This window comes from Pseudomonas sp. MF6396, assembly GCF_002018915.1.
Taxonomy (GTDB): Bacteria; Pseudomonadota; Gammaproteobacteria; order Pseudomonadales; family Pseudomonadaceae; genus Aquipseudomonas; species Aquipseudomonas palmensis.
Genome location: NZ_MVOK01000009.1, coordinates 209,812 through 229,488 on the forward strand (window position 1 = coordinate 209,812; position 19,677 = coordinate 229,488).

Sequence of the window (19,677 nt, forward strand, 5' to 3'; positions counted from 1 at the left end):
TTTGACGACATGACCGACTACACCGTGCCAAAGATGAACGACGTCAGCGAAGGGGCACTCGACCTCGGTACAGTGGGTGAATTCACCCGTGCAGAGGTACAAAGAAGTGCCAGCTGGCACAACAAAGTGCTGAAGCTGTTTGTGCTCGACGAGCAGAACAAGGTGCTCTACGACGAGGTAAGGCCCACCCCGAACAACGACCGACTGGCGGTGTGGGAAAATATTGCGAAAAGCATATTGCTTGGCCGTGAGGGCCAACAACTGCGCGTGTATTACGAGGTCGACGGGGTGAAGTCGCAGGTACTGACATTCACCATCAAGGCGAACTTCGCTGCGCCCCTGACAGTCGACCTCAGCGGCCGCAACTACATCGTGTTCCGCACCGCCGCCGAGGAGCCCAGCCCGCCGCCAGAAGTGCCCGACTACGCACAGTTCACCCGCACCACCGCACAGGCCGTCAACTACGAAAGCAGCGACACCAAGGTTGCCCGTGTCGACAGCAGCGGCAAGGTCAGCCTGCTGGGCAATGCAGAGGATCCGCCGGTCACCATTACCGCACTGGACGCTGCCGGTGCCTCGATCGGCAGCTACACACTGACGGTCCGAGGGGTCAGGGGGTTGTACCTGTTGAGCTACGACCACGAGCTGCAGGCCCCAGGCGCCGCACTAGCCGCCACCAGCTATGGCCTGGACGTGCCGACAGCCGACGACTTCAGTCGCTTCAGCGCTGTGTACGCGGCGGCAAAAGACGACCTCGCGGGCTATCTGAACGCGCAGAACCTGGGCCTGCCGGACATGACGGAAAAAGGCTTTCTGGGTGTTGTTACTGATACGAGCGGCTCGCCCACCTACCTGGACCTGGCAACGCTGCAGGTAAGCAGCGCCAGCCCAAGCCAGAAAGGCTACGCGATAGGCATCAGCCAGCCCCACTGACTCCATGGCAGGAGCAACCGTTGATGGACGCAATCAGACGTACCTATGCGGCACTGGTGTTATGCGTTTGCGCGAGCATGTTCAATGCGCATGCAGACACTACCCAACCTTCGGACCCAACCCTTCGCCTGCCCGAAGTGGCAGCCTTGCAGGGCGCCGAGCTGGACCCTGAAAAGGTACCGGCCACGGGGCTGAATATCACCGTCCAGGGGGTTGATAACGACAACGCGGTAGTACTGGCGTTCCAGACCACCTTGACGATCTACCTTGCCGATGCGCAAGGCCAGGCGATCACCACGATCAGTTGGCCGATCTCGGCGCGCAATGCCGGCAAACCCGTCACCTTGCCGATCGAAAAGCGCTATGTCGAGGCCAATGTCGGCAAGACCCTGCAGGTCTACTACACCGCGCAGGCGCCGCGCTCGGCGCCGCGCAGATCGGGCGTGGTCACCCTGCTGATCAAGGAAGGCTTCACTGCTGCACAGGCACTCAACCTGGCCAGCCGACGCTATGTCGTGTTCTTCGACGAGCACAACCTGGCCAGGACGCCACCGACCATCCCCGACTATGCCCGCTACACCCGTGCACAGCCAGGGGCCACCGCCTATCGCGTGGACAACACGGGCATTGCCAGGGTCGATCCCGATGGACAGGTCTCGGTATGGGGCAATGGCGACATCACCGTCACTGCGCAGAACGCGGCAGGGGCCAGTTCCAGCTACGTGCTCAGTGTGCGCGGCGTGCGTGAGCTGCGCCTGCTCAGCTCGGCGTATCGATCCACCTGGGCACAGGCGCAGGCCAAGGCCCGCGACGAGGGCTACACCCTGCCGAGCGACGAGGATTTCGAGGCGCTGGCACGGCTCTACCCATCGCCGGCCAACAGCCTCGCCGAGGCACTGAACCTGGCTCCGTACCGGGTGTGGGGCAAAGGGTTGGGCGCACAGACGGCCGTGTACCTGGACCTCTACGACAACCTGGTCAGTTCCGAAGTCACGACAGAGTATGAGCTGGGCTATCCGGCCGGCATTCGTTGAACAGTGGCGGCGCGCCATGGGAGGCGACCTGGATGAACGTTGCGAGCAAACTGATTTGTGGCATCGCATTGTGCGTTTTGCTGGGCAGCGCCCATGCCGTCGGGAGCCCGCAGGTAGCGATGCAGTTGAATGCGCGCTACAGCAGCACACCGGCACAGTGCGTAGGACGCGCACCGGCCTTTGCCTGCAGCGGCGTGTTGCTGCGCGCAGTGCCAGCCAGCGACGTCGAAACGTTCTGGAAGAAAGACGATGCCGCGCAACTGTTTTTTCTGCGCAAGGACCGCGCCCTTGACGGGCTGGCAGCACCTTCGGGGTTCGTGCTGTTCGACCGGCTGACGGCCGTGGGCCTGGGCAAGCCGTATCAGGCCGACAGCAGTGCCGGTGGCGTGGTGGTCAGTACCTGGAATGCCCAGGTGCCCGCGCAATTGCCCATCCAGGCCATCTTCTACGACGTCACCCGGGCCGGTGCCCTGGCGGCAGCCCAACGCAGCCAGCGCGCCTACTTCGACGCCACGGCCCAGTGGTTGCCTGTGGTGCGCCTGCACCTGGGCGATGGCAATGGTCTGGTGTTCGGTTTCAGCCAGCAGGATCAGCTGGACAATGGCTACAGGGTCACCCGGCGCCTCAACCAGCGTTACGCCGACACCCGGCCTGGCTGTATCAGCGGCCGCTCCGGGTTCGATTGCAACGGGGTGCTGTTGCGCTCGACAGGCACGGGCAACTTCAAGGCCTGGAATCCGGCCCCCCGTGCGCTGAAGAACGGCGGCGTGTCCTTCAGCTACCTGCGCAGTGACATGGCCATCAAGGTGGTGGTGTGGCCGCAAGGCTATCTGATTCGCGAAATCGCCGCCCCTGTAGTACACACTCTGCCTGCCGCATGCCTGTACGTCGCCGACGGCGCCACGCACGATGCGGTATCAACCAACACCTGCACCTTTCGTGGCTGGTGCGACGAAAAACAACCGCCCGTGAACAGCGTCGCCACCTGGTCCGCCTCCACTGCTGGGAATCGGTTCAGAAGCTGTGCGTTCCGCGCCGACGCCACGGCCTTGCAACTGATGGTCGAGATTCGCCAGAAAGTCCCGGGGCTAACCGGTTGGAATGAAATCATGGTCCCTACCTGGCCGCAGGACATTGCAGCGCAATTGCCGATCGAAGCGTTCTTCTTCAGCGCCACTGCGCATTACCTGGGGCAGGTGGGGGGTACCAACGGCCTGGCCGGGGGGCAGTCGTTCCAGCAGGACTACTTCAAGGAGACCTGCCGCTGGCTACCGCTGGTCAAACTGGACGTGCAGGCCGCCAATCGGCAGCCCTTCACCTATGACCCCGCTGTGCAGCAGCTCAAGTGAGGTGCACACACATGGGTATCTTGAGACTGTGCGGTGTGCTGGCGCTGTGCGCCTGCCTTGCGCCGGTGCACGCGCAGGAAGGCACCCGCACGGCGCAGTGGCTCAATGCACGCTTCACCAACACGCCGGAACAGTGCGTGGGCAGAAGTCCTGCCTTCGTCTGCAGCGGCGTACTGGTGCGCAGCGTACCGCAGAGTGCGAACGCAGATTTCTGGACGCTCAAGGACGTCGCCGGCAGCGACCTGCGTTTTGTCTTCCTGCGCAACGACCGCAGCATGGCGGGCCTGGCGCTCGGGTGCGGCTACCTGCTGTTCGATGGTCTGAGCGCAGCAGCGCTCGGCAAGGCTTTTCAGGCTGTGCAAGACCCGGTATCGCCCGGGGCGGTCCTGGTGTCTGGCTGGCAGGCACAGGCGCCGGCGCAGCTTGCCATCCAGGCACTGTTCCATGACAGCGCGCAGGCCGGAGGCCTGCGCTGTGCTCAGCGCAATCAGTTGGCCTATTACCAGGCCACCGGCCTCTGGCTGCCGATCCTGCGGATTGCGCCTGGCGATCCGCAGGCACAGGTGTTCGGCTTCGCGCAGCAAGAGCAGCTCTACAATGGCAGGCGCGTGGCCGAGCGCCTTGAGCACCGCTATCGGGATGCCTTGAGCGGATGCCGCGACGGGCAGGCAGCCGCCTACTGTCGCGGGGTGCTGATCCGCGCAGTGAATGGCGCCTCCGGTTTTCACGCATGGAACCCCAGCAGCAACTCCGTGACACGCAACGGCGTGTCGTTCTCCTACATACGTAGCGATGTCGGTACGCAGCGCCTGGCCGGTACCGAAGGGCTCATCTACCGCGAGCTTGCAGCACCCGCACGCCATACACTGGTAATGCGCTGTGCCTACCCGGCCAATGCCAGTAGCAGTGTCATCCCCAACAGCTGCCGGGCCAGCTGCGCCTCGCAGAACATCAACAGTGTCAGCGCCTGGCGCAGCCGCTATGGCGCCAACCCCTTCAGCAGTTGCGCCTTCGACCCCAGTGCTGCGGCCTTCGAGTTGAGTATCGAAGTGCGTGCCCATAGCGGCGCCTGGAACGAAATCATCATCGCGTCCTGGCCGCAGAACATCGGCCCGCAACTGGCACTCGAGGCTGCATTCCTTATCCGTGGCAGTGGCGGGCTGAGCGGTGCCCGGTACATCCAGCGCGATTACTACCAACAGGCCGGCAAGGTCATTCCTGTGCTACGGGTCGATCTGACGGCGGCCAACGGCCAGGTGTTCACCTTCGACCCCCTGGACCAGAACCTGTGACAACGCAAGGCATAGGGCATGGAGGTAACCAGGGGGCTTCACTGCGACCGACAAGCGCGGCAGCACGGTGAGCTACGAAGTGAAGGTGAGCAATCGTACCTGAAACCCTCTGCTGGCACTGCCTTCTCGGGGCGGGCGGGCGAGTACGAACCAGGCTATCCAAGCTGATATCCACTGATCGCAGCCACGCTGCCAAGGAGTCGACGATGAGGAACCTGATGCGTTCACTGTGCCTGGGCTGCACCTTGTGCCTTGTACAGGGTGCAGCGTACGCCCTTGGGGGGGCACAAACCGCCGCGCTGCTGAATGCGCGCTACGCCAGTACCGCGTCCCAGTGCGTGGGGCGCGCACCTGCCTTTGCCTGCAGCGGCATCGTGCTGCGCACGCTGATGCCCAACCAGGCCGAGAAGTTCTGGGTGCCTGACGCCGCCGAAGGCACCGACATGCGCTTCATCTTTGTGCGCAAAGACCATGTGCCGACGACATTGGGCTCGGGCGCGGGGTTTTTGCTGTTTGATCGCTTTACGGCGCTGGCCCACGGCAAGCCGTACCAGGCCTCCCAGCCAGCGGCCAACCTGGGCGAGGTGGTGGTGAACGGCTGGAATGCGCAGGCGCCGGGGCAACTCGCGATCCAGGGCGTGTTCTATGACCCCGGGCAAGCCGGCAGTCTGTTGCGCGCCCAGAGCAGCCAACGCGATTACTTCCAGGCCACCGGTACATGGCTGCCGCTACTGCGCTTGCAGCTTGGCGAACCGCAGGGGCAGGTCTTCGGTTTCAGTCAGCAAGACCAACTGGACAATGGCTACCGGGTGGCGGCACGGCTCAACACACGCTACCTCGACACCGGCAATGGCGACGACACCTGCCGGGGCAATCGGGGCCCCTTCTACTGCCGTGGTGTACTGCTGCGCACGACCGATGTCGGCAGCTTCCGTGCGTGGGATCCGAGCCCCGGTTCGGTACGCGGCAATGGCGTGTCCTTCAGTTATTTTCGCGCCGACAGCAAGGTGCTGCGTACCTACAAGCCGCAGGGGCTGGTGATACGCGAAGAAGCGGCGCCAGCGACCATACCCTTGTCTCTACGGTGCGTGTTCCCCTTCGATGGTGGCACTAGCGGGCGGGCCGATATGTGCAACTTCCGGCCTTCCTGCGCCTCAGTGGGGGTCGATTCGGCAGCGGCATGGTTGGCGCGCTACCGTGGCAGCCCGTACACAAGTTGTTGGTTCTCCCCGACGGCGCAAGAATTTCGGGTGGCCAACGAGATCCGCCAACAGCTCACCGAATTTCATGGCTGGAATGAATTGATGGTCGCGGCCTGGCCCGCCGGTGCGCCGCTTGGATTGCCGCTTGAGGCGCTGCTCTACAGCACGATCTCTTACGTGACGGGCAATGGCCTGGCAGGTGGCAAGCGGTTCCAGACCGACTACTTCGCCGATACGGGCCGTACCTTGCCGTTGCTTCAGTTGCGCCCGATGCCCACAGATGGACGCCTGTTCATCTACGACCCGAACGATCAGGCCCTTCGGTAATCGACGCGACAGCGGCCAACCCACTGCCCCTGGGCAAGCTGGGCCGGCAGGACCAGAACGTCTGACCTGCCTGCCCCTTAACATTCTGCCTATGTGAGGGGCGACAGGTGTCTACCCGCGTTGGCTAGTGGCCGCTTCGCTCAACAAAGCTTCTGTGGCCCCCCAGCCCAGGCAGCCATCGGTGATCGATACACCGTAGCGCAGGGGGGCCTTGCCCAGTGCCTGGCAACCCTCGAACAAATGGCTTTCGAGCATCATGCCGATGATCGAGCGGTCACCCTGCAAGCGTTGCTGCAGCACCTGATTGAACACTTGAGGTTGGCGCAGTGGGTCCTTGCCGCTGTTGGCATGGCTGCAGTCCACCATCAGGCGTGGGCGGATGCCGGCCTTGTGCAGGCCCTGGCGTGCCTGCTCCAGGCTGGCGGCATCGTAGTTGGGGCCCTGGTGACCGCCGCGCAGCACCAGGTGGGTATCAGGATTGCCAAGGGTCTCGACGATCGCTGGATGCCCCTGGGCATCCAGCCCGAAGTGGCGGTGGGCATGCGCGGCACTGCGGATGGCGTCGCAGGCGATACCCACGCCGCCGTCGGTGCCATTCTTGAATCCGACCGGCAGCCCCAGGCCGCTGACCATCTCGCGGTGAATCTGCGATTCGGTGGTGCGTGCCCCGATGGCCGCCCAGCTCAGCAGGTCATCGAAGTAGCCTGCTGCCATCGGCTGCAGCAGTTCGGTAGCCACCGGCAGGCCCCGTTCGAGCATGCCCAGCATCAGCTGGCGAGACAGTGCAAGGCCACCCTGCATGTCATCGCTGCCATCCAGGTGCGGGTCGTATGCCAGGCCTTTCCAGCCCACCGTGGTGCGGGGCTTTTCGACATAGGCACGCATCACCAGCAACAACTGGTCATCGACCTGGCGGGAGAGGGCAGCCAGGCGTTCGGCGTATTCGAGGGCAGCGTGGGGGTCGTGCAGCGAGCAGGGGCCGACAATCACCAGCAGGCGATCATCCTCGCCGTCGAGAATCGCCTTCACCGCCTGGCGGTGGCGCTCGACCTGGCCGCCAAGGGCGCTGGACAAGGGCAGTTGCTGCTTGAGCTGAAACGGGCTGGGCAGGCGCAGGTTGAGGCTACTGTTGGCTGCGACAGCCTGGGGTTGGGACAGGTTCAGGGCTTGGGTGGACGCTTGCATGGTCGGGTTTCCTTGGGCGGAAGGCGGGTTCGGTCCCGCGCCTTCGGCCCTAGCGAGATGTTCGATTTCGTGTCGGTGTTTGCGTGCCACCTGTACTGGACCGGTCGGAGGCGGCTGGCTGGCCCGAACGGCAGTGGCTAAATCGCCAGGCAAGGCTTTGGTAACGGTAATAGGTGCTGTGGTTCATGCTGCAATCCTCATCGATGTCGGTGGTGTACGGCGCCCAAAACAAAACCCCCGGTGGGCAGGGCCGACCGGGGGTTGAGTATTCTCGTGTTCGGCGGCCCTGGGAGTGGGCGCCGGTGTGGGTATCAGCGGCGCCTGTGGCTAAACCAATACCCAAAATAAAAGCCGCTGGCAGACAGTGCCGCGCACGCAGGCACAGCCGCCAGGTGCGATACGCGACCTGTGTGCAGTGCTTGAGTGAGGGAAATAGACGACATGCTGTGCTCCAGTTGATTGCCCGAGCTTACTTCAGGCGCGCAACTGGATGCAACCGGCAAATGGCGTTAGGCTTGCGCCCGATTGCTGGCACCGGAGCGTTGTCAGCGCACGCCGCACAGACGTGCATACCACCACATGGAGTCTCCCGATGCATGTGAACGACTACACATCGGCCATTACCACCCGCACCACCGGTGCAAGCCCCCTCCCTACCAGCCTTGGCATCAACCATGGCAACAGCAGCAGCGCCAGGGCCCTGAATGCCTACGCCGGGCAGGATACCAGCAGTGTCTCCAACCTGGCCCGTCAACTGGCCGCAAGTGCCACCCGTGCCAGCGAGCGCGATACCGGCCTGAGCCATTCGGCACTCGGTGCGTTGGCCAGGTCGCTGCTCGACAAGATTACCGGCGCTGCGTATTCGGCCAACAAGGCCGCCCACGACAAGGAAGTACCGGCCACCGATGACCCCGAGCTGCTGGCCCGGGCCGAACAGGCCACTGCGTTCGTGAACGCGACGCTGACCGTGGGCAGCAAGACCGTTGAAAACCCGTTCGCCGGCCTGTCGCGCGAGCAGCTGGCGCTGATCACCTACGATGACAGCGGCACCTTCACGGTCAACGAACGGCGCGCCGCGTTCGAGGAGTCCAGCCGCCAGGAGCAGGCGTGGCGTCGCGAGGTCAGCGACAAGGCGCAGCAGGAATACAACACCACCGGCCGCATGACGGACTTCTTCAAGCAAGTGCAGGCTCACTACAACAGCCTGCCGGCAATCGAGAAGGCTCAGTATCCGGCCGACTATGCGGCGCAGGTGCAACAGCACATCGATGCCGACATCAACTACAAGGCGCAGAACGCCAAGGACATGATCGTTCCCATGACCCTGGCCGAAACCCTGTTGACGATGGGGCCGGTGGGCAGCGGCAAGACCCTCGCGCTGCCCGGCGCCGGCTGATCAGCGCCGCAGATAGGCGGTAAAGTCGATATCGCCGGCACTGAGAATCGCCTGCACCCGGTTGTGCACGTTGAGCTTGCGCAGAATCGCCGAGACATGGGCCTTGACCGTGGTCTCGGCGATATCCAGGTTGTAGGCGATCTGCTTGTTCGACTCCCCCTTGGTCATGCGCTCGAGCACCAGCAACTGCTTGCGGGTGAGCGCCTGCAGCAGCTCCGGGGCAAAGCCTGCATGCTCGCTCTGGTTGCGCCGGCCGGTGCTTTTTTGCGTGCGGATGATGTCGGGCGGCAGGTACACGTTGCCGTTGAGGATCTGCTCGATGGCATCGGTCATCTGCGAGCGCGGCGACGACTTGGTGATGAACCCCACCGCGCCATAGGTGATTGCCTGCAGCACCACCTGTTTGTCCTGCTCGGCCGAGACGATCACCACCGGGATCGTCGGCGCCTCGTTGCGCAGGTTGATCAGCCCGCCAAGGCCATGCATGCCGGGCATGTTCAGGTCCAGCAGGATCAGGTCCAGGTCGTCATGCTGGCCGGTCAGGCTCAGGGCGCTGTCCAGGTCGGCGGTTTCCATGACCTCGCTGCCAGGGAAGCCGTCAGTGATGACGTTGTGGATCGCTTCGCGAAACAGCGGGTGGTCGTCGGCGATCAGAATCTTGTACATGGCTTTGCACCTTATTGTTGTGGTTGACCGCTAGGCAGACAGTAGTCAGGGGAACGCTTCGGGTGTCGCGGGGTGTACCGGCAGCCCGGCATTCTCCCAGGCATCCAGGCCATCACGGTACCAGTACAGCCGCGTGTAGCCCAGTGCATCGGCGCGCTTGACCGCATTCCAGCTCAGCCAGCAATCGGAGCGACAGTAGAAGACGACGGCGCGCTGCTTGTCGCCATGGCTCAGGCGCTGCAGGTGGCGGCTGAAATAGCGGGCCCAGGCGTCGTCCAGCTGGCCATCGCCGGTGTTGGCCAGCCAGTGGCTGTGGGGGAGGTTGGCATGCGGCTCGCTGTCGATGAACCGGCCATGCAGCCAGGGGCGCTTGTACACGTCGATCAGCAACGGCGGGGGCTGCTGTTGCAGCAGAGCCTGCAGCTGCGCGGTATCGAGGGTCTGCGCCGGCGGCGCCTTATCGGGGGTAGGGCTGCGGTACAGGGTGGCGCGGTAGCCGTCGGCAGTGAACAGCGCCGTATCGGCGCTGGCGGGCAGCGCCAGGGTCAGGCAGGCAGAAGCGAACAAGGCACGCAGCAGCATGGTCGGCAGTCTCGTTTTTGTTATGCCTGGTATTACAGGCCAGTACTGGCGCTTTGTGAATGCGACCATCGACAGCGCGGGCAGTACCAAAGTAGTAGCGGCCGTGCTCGCCAGCGGCTCTAGCATGGGGTATAGCCACTACAGGAGTACTGCGCGATGGGCATCTTGCTGGTCGACGACCACCCGATGATCCGCCTGGGCCTGGCCCACTTTCTGGGCGAAGGGCTCAATGGCCTGCCAGTTCGCGAGGCCGGCAGCGGCGAAGAGGCCCTGCAGCAGGTGCAGGAGGAACTGCCCGGCCTGGTGATCATGGACTTCGACCTGCCCGGCATCAGCGGCCTGGAAACCACCCGGCGCCTGCGTCAGCGCCTGCCGCAACTGCGCGTGCTGTTTTTCAGCGAACACACCGAGCTGGGCCTGGTTCGCCAGGCACTGGACGCGGGGGCCTGCGGGTTTCTGTCCAAGGCGGCAGCGCCGGCGGTGGTGCTTGAAGCCGTGCGCCGGGTACTGGCGGGGCATGCCTACATCGAGCAACCGCTGGCCACCCAGCTGGCCTGCCAGCCGCACCCGGGGCAGGGTGGCGGCAATGCTCGCCTGCAGGGGCTGACCCAGCGCGAGATCGAAATCTTCCTGATGCTGGCCAAGGGCACGCCGACCCGGTTGATAGCCCAGCAGCTGTGCATCAGCGCCAAGACCGTCTCCAACTACCTGACCTTGCTCAAGAGCAAGCTGCAGGTCAGCTCCCATGCCGAACTGGTGCACCTGGCAATCGAAGCCGGCCTGCTGCGTATAGCGGCGTAGGCTGTGTACGCAGGCACCTAGTCCCAGGTGCTCGGGCAACCCTGGCAGCCTTCCATGTTGCTGTCCTGGAAGTTGGCGTAGTGCTGGCGAGTGCCGCGCAGGTCGGCTTTCTCCAGGTTGCTTTCACCGAACTTGGCTTCCTGCAGGTTGGCATCGGCCAGGTTCGCCCCCACAAGGTCGGCCCTGCTCAGCCAGGTCATTTCCAGGTCGGCGGCTTGCAGGTTGGTATTGTGCAGCTTGGCGCCGGACAGGCGGGCAAACTCCAGGTAGGCGGCGCTGAGGTTGGCACCATTGAAGTTGGCGCCCTGGGCGTACATGCCCCAGGCCTGGACCGCGATCAGCGTGGCATCGGTGAAGTTGGCCACGCGCAGGTTGGTTTGCTGCAGGCTGGCACGGGTGAGGTTGGCGCCTTGCAGGTTGGCTTTCTCCAGGTTGGCCAGGTCGAGCTTGGCGTGACGCAGGTTGGCGCCACGCAGGTCGGCACCGGCCAGGTTCATCTTGCGCATGTCCTGGTTGTTCAGGTCGGCGTTCTGCAGGTTGGCGCCGGGGCACTGGCTTTCAGGCTGGATGATGCAGCCGTTGATCTTCAGCGGCTGTGGTTCCAGTTCGTCGTCGGCAGCAAAAGCCGGGGACAGGGCGACGGCGAGCACTAGGGGCAGATACTTCATGGGAATCTCCTTGGCAGTTTGAAAGCAGACGCGGGTCAAGCCCGCTCCCACAGGTCTGGTGATCCCTTGTGGTGGCGAACTTGACCCGCGAAAACGCTCAGATCAACGCTTGGCGGTCTTGGTATCCCAGGCCGGGATCTTGAACACCCAGAACGATCCACCCTGTGCCACCGGCTTGGTCAGCTCGGCCATGTCGCCACCCCACAGCGGTACTGCACCGCCGTAGCCGACGGTCACGCCGATGTACTGCTCGCCATCCTGTTCCCAGGTGATCGGTGGCGAAACGATGCCGCTGCCGGTCTGGAATTTCCACAGCTCTTCGCCGGTCTTGGCGTTGAAGGCCTTGAAGTAGCCGTCGCCGGTACCGGTGAACACCAGGTTGCCCTTGGTGGCCAGCACGCCGGCCCACAGCGGCAGGCGCTCGTTGTGCTCCCACACCACCTTGCCGGTGGTCGGGTCCATCGCACGCAGCGAACCTACGTGGTCCTCGTACATGCGCTTGATGCGGAAGCCCATGCCCAGGTAGGCCGACCCTTTCTTGTAGTTGACCTCTTCGGTCCAGTATTCCTCTTTCCAGTGGTTGGCCGGTACGTAGAACAGGCCGGTGTCCTGGCTGTAGGCCATCGGGTTCCAGTTCTTGCCGCCCAGGAACGGTGGCGAGACTTCCACCGGCTTGCCCTTGGTTTCGCCTGGCAATGGCTTGGCAGGGCGCTGGCCTTCGTTTTCGACCGGGCGACCGGTCTTGAGATCGATGTGGCTGGCCCAGGTGATGTTGTCCACGAACGGGAAGGCGTTTTTCAGCTTGCCGTTGGTGCGGTCCACCACATAGAAGAAGCCGTTGCGGTCAGCGTGCGCGGTGGCCTTGTACTGCTTGCCGTCCTTGTCCTTGTAGTCGAACAGCACCAGTTCGTTGTTGCCCGAGAAGTCCCAGGCATCGTTCGGGGTGTGCTGGTAGAACCACTTGACCTCACCGGTGGTCGGGTCGACGCCGACCTGGCCCGAGGTGTACAGGCTGTCGAAGTCGTGCGGGTTGCCGTCCTTGGAGGTACGTGCCCAGGTGTTCCACGGGCCAGGGTTGCCGGCGCCGACGATGATGGTGTTGGTTTCGGGGTCGAAGCTTGCGCTTTGCCATGGGGCGCCGCCACCGTGGCTCCAGGATTCGACCTTGCCCGTCTCGGTGGTCGGATCGTCCGGCCAGGACGGGGCCTTGACGTCGCCGGTAGGGGTGCTGTCCTTGCCGTTCAGGCGGCCCATGTGGCCTTCGACGAACGGACGCATCCACACTTCTTCACCGGTTTCCGGGTCGCGGGCATACAGTTGGCCGACCACGCCGAATTCGTCACCGGAGCTGCCGTGAATCAGCAGCACCTTGCCGCTCTTCTGATCCTTGATCAGGGTCGGGGCGCCGGTCATGGTGTAGCCGGCGCTGTGATCGCCGAATTTCTTGTTCCATACCACCTTGCCGGTGTCTTTGTTCAGCGCGATCACGCGGGCATCGAGGGTGCCGAAGTAGATCTTGTCGCCGAAGATGGCAGCGCCACGGTTGACCACGTCACAGCACGGACGAATGTTGTCCGGCAGGCGATGGTTGTAGGTCCACAGACGCTTGCCGGTCTTGGCATCCAGGGCGAACACCCGCGAATAGGAGCCGGTGACGTAGATCACGCCGTCGTTGATGATCGCCTGGGATTCCTGGCCGCGTTGCTTTTCGTCACCGAAGGAGTACGACCAGGCCGGGGTCAGCTTGAACACGTTCTTGTCGTTGACCATGGCCAGCGGGCTCCAGCGCTGGGCATTGGTGCCCATGCCGTACTGCAGCACGTTCTGGGTGTTGAGGTGGTCGTTGGCGATGTCTTCCCAGGTCACCGGCTTGGCGTTGGCCGCTGGTGCCAGGGCCAGGCTCGAGACCAGCAGGACGGCCTGCACAGCCATGGACAGTGGGGAAAGCGCGGCGGGTAACGATCTTATTGTCATAGTGGGTGTTCCCAATGGAGGTTTTGTGCCTGCCTAGACTGGATCGTCGCCGCCTGCGCAGATACGGAAAAACTCCCGCCCTGAGCGGGAAAATGTCCCAGTCGGCGCATGATTTGGCACTGCCCCACAAGCCCTACTACCAAGGGAGTAGCACGCGACCACCAAAGCAGCATGGGGGCGCTGGAGTGCGCTTTCTAAGATGCCCGGCAGCACCCCGGCATCGCGAGGTGCCTGCGTGCAAACCGTACAGACAAAGCAGTCGAGGGCAGAACAATGACAACAGTGAAAAACGCCTGGATGAGCGCCGTGCTGATGGCCGGCCTGATGAGTACCGGGGCGGTGTTCGCCCATGGCAACGTGACCCCGTCGGCGGTCAACACCGGCACCCTGGAAAAACTCGGTGACGAGTGGCGTGAAACCAACCCCTACCGCAACGGCCCCAACCATGACGAGGCAGTGTCCATCGGCGCCTCGGCCTACAACCAGAACTGCGCGGCCTGCCACGGCCTGGAAGCCAAGTCCGGTGGCATCGCCCCCGACCTGCGCCTGCTGGACGAGGGCGAGGCGGGCGATGAATGGTTCGTGGAGCGGGTACGCAACGGCGCGGTGCGTGACGGGCGCGTGTACATGCCCAAGATGGCCGACTACCTGAGCCAGGAAGCGTTGTGGGCGGTGCGTACCTACCTTGACAGCGTGCACATCGAGGAATAGGCCATGCGCCGGGTACCGTTGCTGTTGGCCGCGTTGCTGCTGGCCGGCCCGGCCTGTGCAATACAGCCGGGTGCCGATCCGGTGCCGTCGGTGATGTGGGAGTTCTATCGCAAACAGTGGCTCCAGGATGAGCCCTACGTCTTTGATGAGCGCGTGCGGGTGATTGCCCCGCCATTCGCCGAGGACGCCCGACAGGTGCCGTTGCAGGTCGATGCCCGGGCGTTGCCGGGCAAGGTGCAGCGCATACTCGTGTGGGCCGAACTCAACCCGATACCGCGGGTCGTCGATTTCCATCCCGGCCCGCAGGTTCTGCCGTGGCTGGCTGTGCGCATACGCATCGAGCAGGCCACCCCGCTGCGGGCGGCCGTGCTGACCGATGACGGTACCTGGCACATCGGTTCGAGCCTGATCGATGCCGCCGGCGGTGGCTGCACGGCGCCCAGCGTGGTACGCAGCCAGCCCGGCTGGGAAGAGCGTCTGGGCCAGGTACTGGGTGCACGCTACCCGCGCGAAGCCTTCAGCCGCGTGCGCCTGGACGTGTCGCATCCGATGGATAACGGCCTGACTGGCGGCATCCCCGAATTCTTCATCGAACACGCCGAGCTGTTCGATGCCCAGGGCCAGTCGCTGGCCACCCTCGAACTGTTTCCTGCCGTGAGCGAGAACCCCAGCCTGGGCTTCGACCTGCTCAACCAGGGGGCTACCCGCCTGGTGCTGCGTGACAACAACGGCAACCAGTTCGACGCTGCCATCGAGTGAGGACCGTGATGCGAGTACTGTTGCTGTTGCTGGCGTGTGTCAGCCTGCCGAGCCTGGCCGACCTGGACTATCGCCTGGCGCCGCGCCAGATCGCGGCCGGCACCTATGTGCTGGAGGGCAGCACCGAGCACTTCTCCCGTACCAACGGCGGCAACATCGTCAACACCGGTTTCATCGTCACCGAGGCTGGCGTGGTGGTGATCGACAGCGGTCCGTCGCTGCGCTATGGGCAGGCCTTGCGCAAAGCCATCGAAAGCGTCACCGACCAGCCGGTGGTGCAGGTGCTGCTGACCCATCACCACCCCGATCACGCACTGGGCAGCCAGGCCTTTGCCGGTGTGCCTGTCGGTGCACTGCCTGGCACCACGCAGTTGCTGGAGGAGCAGGGGGATGGCCTGGCCGAGAACATGTACCGCATGGTAGGTGACTGGATGCGTGGCACCCAGGTGCGCCTGCCCGACCAAAAGGTGGCGGCGGGTGAGCGTGCGTTCGGTTCGCACCGGCTGCGGCTGCTGGCCTTGACCGGTCACAGCGGTGCCGACCTGGCGGTGTTCGACGAGAAGACCGGAGTGTTGTTTGCCGGCGATCTGTTGTTCTACCAGCGTGCGCTGACCACGCCCAACACCCCTGGCCTGGCGGTGTGGCTACAGGATCTGCAGCGGCTCGAGGCGCTGCCGTGGAAGGTGCTGGTGCCGGGGCACGGCCCGCTGGCCACGGACCGTGCGCCGTTTGCGCAGATGGTTGATTACCTGGGGTGGCTGGACAAGGTGATGCGTGAGAGTGCGGCGCAGGGGCTGGACATGACCGAGGTGATTGCCACGCCGATACCCCAGCGGTTTGCGGGGATAGCGTTGAGTCAGTACGAGCTGATTCGCAGCGTGAGCCATCTGTACCCGCAGTATGAGCGGCAGGTGCTCAAGCGGGTGGATCGCTAGAAGGTCTGGGGCCGGGCCAACAAGGCTGACAGGCCATGGTGGCCCGGCATCACATCAAACCGTGCCTTTACAACGGATAGTGCTTCAACTCCCGCGCAATCAGCATGCGCTGAATCTCGCTCGAGCCCTCATAGATCTGCGTGATCCGCGCATCGCGGTAGTATCGCTCCACGGGGTAGTCTTCCAGGTAACCATACCCACCATGCACCTGGATGGCCTTGGAACACACCCGTTCGGCCATCTCCGAAGCAAACAGCTTGGCCTGCGAAGCCTCGCTCAAACACGGCTTGCCCGCACTGCGCAAACGCGCCGCATGCAGTATCAACAACCGCGCCGCATTGAGTTGCACCTGCATGTCGGCCAGCAGGTTGGCCACACTCTGGTGCTCGTTGATCGGCTTGCCGAACTGGATGCGGTCACGCGAATACACCAGCGCCGCCTCGAACGCCGCACGCGCAATGCCCAGCGCCTGAGCCGCAATCCCGATACGCCCACCCTCAAGGTTGGACAGCGCGATCGCCAGGCCCTTGCCACGCTCGCCCAGCAGGTTGGCTGCCGGCACACGGCAGTTGTTCAAGGTCACCGCACAGGTGTCCGAGGCGCGAATGCCCATCTTGTGTTCGCTGCGATCGACCACGAAACCTTCGTTGTCGGTCGGAACCAGAAACGCCGACAACCCTTTCTTGCCCAGCTCCGGGTCGGTCACCGCAAACACGATCGCCAGGCCCGCGCGCCGCGCATTGCTGACGAACTGCTTGGACCCGTTGATCACCCACTCATCACCCACGCGCTCGGCACGGGTGCGCAGGTTGTGCGCCTCGGAGCCGGCCTGGGGTTCGGTAAGGCAGAAGCAGCCGATCACCTGGCCGGTGGCCAGACGCTCCAGCCAGGTCTGCTGCTGCAGGTCGCTGCCATAGGCGAGCAGGGGGCCGCAGCCTACCGAGTTGTGGATGCTCATCAACGCCCCGGTGGCGCCATCGCCGGCGGCAATCTCTTCCACCGCCAGTGCATAGGCCACGTAGTCGGTGTAGCTGCCGCCCCATTGCTCGGGCACCACCATGCCCAGCAAGCCCAGCTCACCCATCCTGGCCACCACGCCATCGTCGATCCAGCCGGCCTTTTCCCAGGCCTGGGCATGCGGGGCGATCTCGTTACGGGCGAAGTCGCGCGCCATGTCGCGGATCATGATCTGTTCTTCAGTCAGTTCCAGGTCTTGCATGTGCGTACTCCGGCCCTCACAGGCCTTCGAAGAATTGATCCACCCGCGAGCGTGAAAGCTCGGCGACGGTGGCGGGGTTCCAGCGAGGCTGCTTGTCCTTGTCGATGATCAGCGCGCGTACACCTTCGATCAGGTCGCCGTGCTCGAACCATTGCCGGTCCAGGTGCAGCTCCATCGCAAAGCAGTCCTCCAGGCTCAGGTGGCGCCCGCGGCGCAGCATCTCCAGGGTCACCGCCATCGCCAGGGGCGAGCGCGTGGCCAGCAGGTCGGCGGTCTTGAGTGCCCATTCGTGGCTGTCGCCGACGGTCACGGCACGCAGTTGCTCGATGATGCTGGCCACATCGGGCAACGCGAAGAAGTGGTCGATGGCCGGGCGCAGTGCAGCCAGGGGAGGGTTGTCCATGGTCTGGGTGCCCAGCCTGGCCAGCACGCCCTGCAGGTCCTTGAGCGGGTGCTCGCTCCACTTGAGCGTGTTCAGGCGTTCATCCAGGGTGCTCAGCCTGGCGCTGTCGACATGCCAGTCGGCCAGCCCGCAGTACAGCGCGTCGGCCGCCTGGATCTGCACGCCGCTCACCCCCAGGTAGGTGCCCAGTTCACCGGGGATGCGCGACAGGAAATAGCTGCCGCCCACGTCCGGAAAGTAGCCGATGCCGGTTTCGGGCATGGCCAGGCGGCTGCGCTCGGTGACCACACGCAGCTCCGCGCCCTGGGCCAGGCCCATGCCGCCGCCCAGGGTAAAGCCGTCCATCAGGGCAACGATGGGCTTGCGGTAGTGATGAATGCACAGGTCCAGCGCGTACTCCTCCACGAAGAAGTCGCGGTGCAGGCTGTCGCCTGCCTTGAAGCTGTCATGCAGCGAACGGATGTCGCCGCCGGCGCAGAAACCCTTGGGGCCTTCGCCACGCAGTACCACTGCGTGAACCTGCGGGTCGACGGCCCAGGCGTCGAGCTGCTGCTGCAGCTGACGCACCATCGGCAAGGTCAGGGCGTTGAGGCCGGCGGGGCGGTTGAGGGTCAGATGGCCTACATGGTTGCGTACGGTAGCCAGTACGTTGGTATCGACCGGGGAATGCGCTTGCGCGGTCATCGCTGTCTCCCTGCTTTGTTATTGATTTTCCACATGATTTGTCGCGCCGTGGAGATGAATTCAAGGATCGTCGGATCGTAACAGTGCAATTTTGCCCATTACAATCGACAAAACTGCAGTGCCTGTCTGCATTTTTGCATGGTGGTCTCGGCCATCCGGACCGGGTGCTGGCACTTTAGCCTTGTGACACTGGCGAACACAGGATTAGTTCCCCGGTGCCTGGCACCTCGCGCCTCGCCAAAGCAGCAGCGCCTTGCCCCCAAGGCAGCGTAGGGCGCGCGGCGCCGCTTTTCGATAATCGCCTCCGACAACCGTCCACCCGTTTGCGGAGAGCGTCATGCACAACAATAAGAATGCCCATACACGTTTCCTGCCCTTGGTGGCGAGCCTTGCCGCGCTGGGCCTGACCCCGCTGGCCCAGGCCGAGATCATGCTGTACGACAAGGACGACACGACCTTTTCCACCGACGGCTACATCAACGCCTTCTACGTCAACAGCAAGGTCGACCGTGACGGCGAGCAGTTCGACCGTCGCCAGTCCCGGGTCAAGATGGGCTTTCTGCCCAACTACCTGGGTTTCAACATGACCCGTCAGATCGACGACCTCAAGCTGGGCGGGCGCGCTTCGTTCTGGGTCACCATCAACGACAGTGAAACCAACGGCACCGACACGGCCATCGACGTGCGTCAGTTCTACGGCACCGTGACCAATTCAGAGTGGGGCGAGGTACTGATCGGCAAGGACTTCGGCCTGTTCGCCCGTTCCAACATCCTGCTCGACGAGTTGCTGGCCGGCTATGGCCAGGTCAGTGACACCCTCGGCCTGGTGGACGGTGGCGGCGTATCGTTCGGCAACATCGGCACCGGCTACCCGTACCCGTTCCCCACTGCGCAGATCACCTACCGCACCCCGGTGATGGATGGCCTGCGCATCGCCGTGGGCATCATGGACCCGGTCGATACCAACGATGACAGCGCGGTGGGCAAGGCCTACCAGAAGAATCCGCGCACCGAGAGCGAGATCACCTACCAGTTCGACCTGGGGGGCGCCAAGATCTACAGCTGGATCAACGGTGGCTACCAGACCTCGGACAACACCGACCACAACGTCGACTCGGTGACCTCCAAGGGCCTGGGCTATGGCGTACAGGCCAAGATGGGCGCCTTCTCGCTGACCGGTTCCGGCTTCACCGCCAAGGGCATCAACCCGTTCTTCACCAACAACGCCGGGGAAGCCACCTTGCGCGAGGTCGACAGCAAGGGCTACCTGATGCAGGGCTCGTACAAGTTCGGCAAGAACCGCCTGGCGTTGTCGTACGGCAAGACCAAGGACGACGGCAACGGCGCGGTCAACACCGGCGCCGACTACGAGACCCGCGGCATCGCGCTGTTCCGCGACATCAATGCCAACCTCACCCTGGTAGCCGAATACAACCAGTTCGAAATCCGCGGGCATGAGGGCAGCAGCCAGAACGAAGACACCGATACGCTGGCCCTGGGTGCCGTGCTGACCTGGTAAACCGCGTCGCCCCTTCGCTGGCAAGGCGGCGCCCACAG

General features: G+C 63.9%; 18 protein-coding genes. 11 read left to right on the plus strand and 7 right to left on the minus strand.

What is annotated here, in order from left to right; translation table 11 throughout:
- The first annotated feature begins 9 nt into the window (after positions 1–9).
- The 5 genes from MF6396_RS12010 (at position 10) to MF6396_RS12030 (ending at position 6,137) form a co-directional block, all read left to right on the plus strand.
- Entirely contained in the window at positions 10–933 is a 924-nt protein-coding gene (locus tag MF6396_RS12010; RefSeq protein WP_078480422.1) for a hypothetical protein, read from the plus strand.
- 23 nt (positions 934–956) lie between these two features.
- Positions 957–1,967, plus strand: a complete 1,011-nt coding sequence (locus MF6396_RS12015) for a hypothetical protein (protein WP_078480423.1) — start codon at positions 957–959, stop codon at positions 1,965–1,967.
- Between the two features lie 119 nt (positions 1,968–2,086).
- Positions 2,087–3,316, plus strand: coding sequence for a hypothetical protein (locus MF6396_RS12020; RefSeq protein WP_153046086.1), 1,230 nt, complete (start codon positions 2,087–2,089; stop codon positions 3,314–3,316).
- Positions 3,317–3,327: 11 nt separating this feature from the next.
- Positions 3,328–4,608, plus strand: a complete 1,281-nt coding sequence (locus MF6396_RS12025; protein WP_153046087.1) for a hypothetical protein — start codon at positions 3,328–3,330, stop codon at positions 4,606–4,608.
- 206 nt (positions 4,609–4,814) lie between these two features.
- A complete protein-coding gene (locus MF6396_RS12030; protein WP_078480427.1) occupies positions 4,815–6,137 on the plus strand; it encodes a hypothetical protein in 1,323 nt (440 codons plus the stop codon).
- 111 nt (positions 6,138–6,248) lie between these two features.
- Here the strand turns inward: MF6396_RS12030 and MF6396_RS12035 are convergent, their stop codons facing one another.
- Entirely contained in the window at positions 6,249–7,322 is a 1,074-nt protein-coding gene (locus tag MF6396_RS12035; RefSeq protein ID WP_043860165.1) for a 3-deoxy-7-phosphoheptulonate synthase, read from the minus strand.
- Between the two features lie 592 nt (positions 7,323–7,914).
- Here MF6396_RS12035 and MF6396_RS12040 point away from each other — a divergent pair.
- On the plus strand, positions 7,915–8,718 hold the full coding sequence (locus tag MF6396_RS12040) for a hypothetical protein (protein WP_078480428.1): 804 nt from the start codon (positions 7,915–7,917) through the stop codon (positions 8,716–8,718).
- Here MF6396_RS12040 and MF6396_RS12045 read toward each other — a convergent pair whose 3' ends face one another.
- Both MF6396_RS12045 and MF6396_RS12050 read right to left on the minus strand, forming a co-directional pair.
- Complete coding sequence (locus MF6396_RS12045) at positions 8,719–9,384, minus strand: response regulator transcription factor (RefSeq protein ID WP_043860164.1); 666 nt, start codon at positions 9,382–9,384, stop codon at positions 8,719–8,721.
- 45 nt (positions 9,385–9,429) lie between these two features.
- Positions 9,430–9,966 (minus strand): PQQ-dependent catabolism-associated CXXCW motif protein, encoded by a 537-nt coding sequence (locus MF6396_RS12050; RefSeq protein WP_078480430.1) that lies wholly within the window; start codon positions 9,964–9,966, stop codon positions 9,430–9,432.
- A 156-nt stretch (positions 9,967–10,122) separates the two neighbouring features.
- Between MF6396_RS12050 and MF6396_RS12055 the strand changes: the two genes are divergently transcribed.
- A complete protein-coding gene (locus MF6396_RS12055) occupies positions 10,123–10,767 on the plus strand; it encodes a response regulator (protein WP_043860162.1) in 645 nt (214 codons plus the stop codon).
- A gap of 17 nt (positions 10,768–10,784) precedes the next feature.
- Here MF6396_RS12055 and MF6396_RS12060 read toward each other — a convergent pair whose 3' ends face one another.
- Together MF6396_RS12060 and exaA are read right to left on the minus strand one after the other, a co-directional pair.
- The gene (locus tag MF6396_RS12060) at positions 10,785–11,435 is read right to left on the minus strand and encodes a pentapeptide repeat-containing protein (protein WP_043860161.1); all 651 of its coding nucleotides are present in this window, start codon (positions 11,433–11,435) and stop codon (positions 10,785–10,787) included.
- A 102-nt stretch (positions 11,436–11,537) separates the two neighbouring features.
- Positions 11,538–13,409, minus strand: a complete 1,872-nt coding sequence (gene exaA, locus MF6396_RS12065) for a quinoprotein ethanol dehydrogenase (protein ID WP_043860160.1) — start codon at positions 13,407–13,409, stop codon at positions 11,538–11,540.
- A 273-nt stretch (positions 13,410–13,682) separates the two neighbouring features.
- Between exaA and pedF the strand changes: the two genes are divergently transcribed.
- Genes pedF through MF6396_RS12080 form a run of 3 tightly spaced genes read left to right on the plus strand, consistent with a single transcriptional unit; the run spans position 13,683 to position 15,814 of the window.
- Positions 13,683–14,120, plus strand: a complete 438-nt coding sequence (gene pedF / locus MF6396_RS12070) for a cytochrome c-550 PedF (RefSeq protein WP_043860159.1) — start codon at positions 13,683–13,685, stop codon at positions 14,118–14,120.
- Between the two features lie 3 nt (positions 14,121–14,123).
- Complete coding sequence (locus tag MF6396_RS12075) at positions 14,124–14,879, plus strand: quinoprotein dehydrogenase-associated SoxYZ-like carrier (protein ID WP_043860158.1); 756 nt, start codon at positions 14,124–14,126, stop codon at positions 14,877–14,879.
- Between the two features lie 8 nt (positions 14,880–14,887).
- Positions 14,888–15,814 (plus strand): quinoprotein relay system zinc metallohydrolase 1, encoded by a 927-nt coding sequence (locus tag MF6396_RS12080; RefSeq protein ID WP_078480431.1) that lies wholly within the window; start codon positions 14,888–14,890, stop codon positions 15,812–15,814.
- A gap of 67 nt (positions 15,815–15,881) precedes the next feature.
- Here the strand turns inward: MF6396_RS12080 and MF6396_RS12085 are convergent, their stop codons facing one another.
- Both MF6396_RS12085 and MF6396_RS12090 read right to left on the minus strand, forming a co-directional pair.
- Positions 15,882–17,033, minus strand: coding sequence for an acyl-CoA dehydrogenase family protein (locus tag MF6396_RS12085; RefSeq protein ID WP_043860156.1), 1,152 nt, complete (start codon positions 17,031–17,033; stop codon positions 15,882–15,884).
- Between the two features lie 16 nt (positions 17,034–17,049).
- Positions 17,050–18,120: an enoyl-CoA hydratase/isomerase family protein gene (locus tag MF6396_RS12090; RefSeq protein ID WP_078480432.1), complete on the minus strand. Its 1,071-nt coding sequence runs from the start codon at positions 18,118–18,120 to the stop codon at positions 17,050–17,052.
- A gap of 337 nt (positions 18,121–18,457) precedes the next feature.
- Between MF6396_RS12090 and MF6396_RS12095 the strand changes: the two genes are divergently transcribed.
- The gene (locus tag MF6396_RS12095; RefSeq protein ID WP_043860154.1) at positions 18,458–19,639 is read left to right on the plus strand and encodes a porin; all 1,182 of its coding nucleotides are present in this window, start codon (positions 18,458–18,460) and stop codon (positions 19,637–19,639) included.
- The last annotated feature ends 38 nt before the right edge of the window (positions 19,640–19,677 follow it).

What these genes read in the sequence shown, in the direction of transcription:
- MF6396_RS12010 (WP_078480422.1), top strand. Translation starts at nt 10, where the DNA reads ATGACCGACTACACCGTGCCAAAGATGAACGACGTCAGCGAAGGGGCA.
- MF6396_RS12015 (WP_078480423.1), top strand. Translation starts at nt 957, where the DNA reads ATGGACGCAATCAGACGTACCTATGCGGCACTGGTGTTATGCGTTTGC.
- MF6396_RS12020 (WP_153046086.1), top strand. Translation starts at nt 2,087, where the DNA reads ATGCAGTTGAATGCGCGCTACAGCAGCACACCGGCACAGTGCGTAGGA.
- MF6396_RS12025 (WP_153046087.1), top strand. Translation starts at nt 3,328, where the DNA reads ATGGGTATCTTGAGACTGTGCGGTGTGCTGGCGCTGTGCGCCTGCCTT.
- MF6396_RS12030 (WP_078480427.1), top strand. Translation starts at nt 4,815, where the DNA reads ATGAGGAACCTGATGCGTTCACTGTGCCTGGGCTGCACCTTGTGCCTT.
- MF6396_RS12035 (WP_043860165.1), bottom strand. Translation starts at nt 7,322, where the DNA reads ATGCAAGCGTCCACCCAAGCCCTGAACCTGTCCCAACCCCAGGCTGTC.
- MF6396_RS12040 (WP_078480428.1), top strand. Translation starts at nt 7,915, where the DNA reads ATGCATGTGAACGACTACACATCGGCCATTACCACCCGCACCACCGGT.
- MF6396_RS12045 (WP_043860164.1), bottom strand. Translation starts at nt 9,384, where the DNA reads ATGTACAAGATTCTGATCGCCGACGACCACCCGCTGTTTCGCGAAGCG.
- MF6396_RS12050 (WP_078480430.1), bottom strand. Translation starts at nt 9,966, where the DNA reads ATGCTGCTGCGTGCCTTGTTCGCTTCTGCCTGCCTGACCCTGGCGCTG.
- MF6396_RS12055 (WP_043860162.1), top strand. Translation starts at nt 10,123, where the DNA reads ATGGGCATCTTGCTGGTCGACGACCACCCGATGATCCGCCTGGGCCTG.
- MF6396_RS12060 (WP_043860161.1), bottom strand. Translation starts at nt 11,435, where the DNA reads ATGAAGTATCTGCCCCTAGTGCTCGCCGTCGCCCTGTCCCCGGCTTTT.
- exaA (WP_043860160.1), bottom strand. Translation starts at nt 13,409, where the DNA reads ATGACAATAAGATCGTTACCCGCCGCGCTTTCCCCACTGTCCATGGCT.
- pedF (WP_043860159.1), top strand. Translation starts at nt 13,683, where the DNA reads ATGACAACAGTGAAAAACGCCTGGATGAGCGCCGTGCTGATGGCCGGC.
- MF6396_RS12075 (WP_043860158.1), top strand. Translation starts at nt 14,124, where the DNA reads ATGCGCCGGGTACCGTTGCTGTTGGCCGCGTTGCTGCTGGCCGGCCCG.
- MF6396_RS12080 (WP_078480431.1), top strand. Translation starts at nt 14,888, where the DNA reads ATGCGAGTACTGTTGCTGTTGCTGGCGTGTGTCAGCCTGCCGAGCCTG.
- MF6396_RS12085 (WP_043860156.1), bottom strand. Translation starts at nt 17,033, where the DNA reads ATGCAAGACCTGGAACTGACTGAAGAACAGATCATGATCCGCGACATG.
- MF6396_RS12090 (WP_078480432.1), bottom strand. Translation starts at nt 18,120, where the DNA reads ATGACCGCGCAAGCGCATTCCCCGGTCGATACCAACGTACTGGCTACC.
- MF6396_RS12095 (WP_043860154.1), top strand. Translation starts at nt 18,458, where the DNA reads ATGCACAACAATAAGAATGCCCATACACGTTTCCTGCCCTTGGTGGCG.